At 52.8% G+C, this 506-nt stretch carries 1 rRNA gene; it reads left to right on the top strand.

Annotated elements, in window-relative coordinates:
- Positions 1–506, top strand: a 23S ribosomal RNA gene (locus tag ABE099_RS20720); the annotation flags it as partial.

The raw sequence follows: 506 nt of genomic DNA, 5'->3' as shown, positions 1-506 counted from the left end.
CCGAAAATGTACCGGGGCTAAATACACCACCGAAGCTGCGGATTGATACCAATGGTATCAGTGGTAGGGGAGCGTTCTAAGGGCAGTGAAGTCAGACCGTAAGGACTGGTGGAGCGCTTAGAAGTGAGAATGCCGGTATGAGTAGCGAAAGACGGGTGAGAATCCCGTCCACCGAATGCCTAAGGTTTCCTGAGGAAGGCTCGTCCGCTCAGGGTTAGTCGGGACCTAAGCCGAGGCCGAAAGGCGTAGGCGATGGACAACAGGTTGATATTCCTGTACCACCTCTTTACCGTTTGAGCAATGGGGGGACGCAGAAGGATAGAAGAAGCGTGCGATTGGTTGTGCACGTCCAAGCAGTTAGGCTGATGTGTAGGCAAATCCGCACATCGATAAGGCTGGGCTGTGATGGGGAGGGAAAATTTATAGTACCGAAGGTCATGATCTCACACTGCCAAGAAAAGCCTCTAGTCAGGATTAGGTGCCCGTACCGCAAACCGACACAGGTA

It is taken from the genome of Paenibacillus turicensis (genome assembly GCF_050461185.1).
Lineage (GTDB): Bacteria > Bacillota > Bacilli > Paenibacillales > Paenibacillaceae > Fontibacillus > Fontibacillus turicensis_A.
This window is presented reverse-complemented; position numbering and strand designations above follow the sequence as displayed.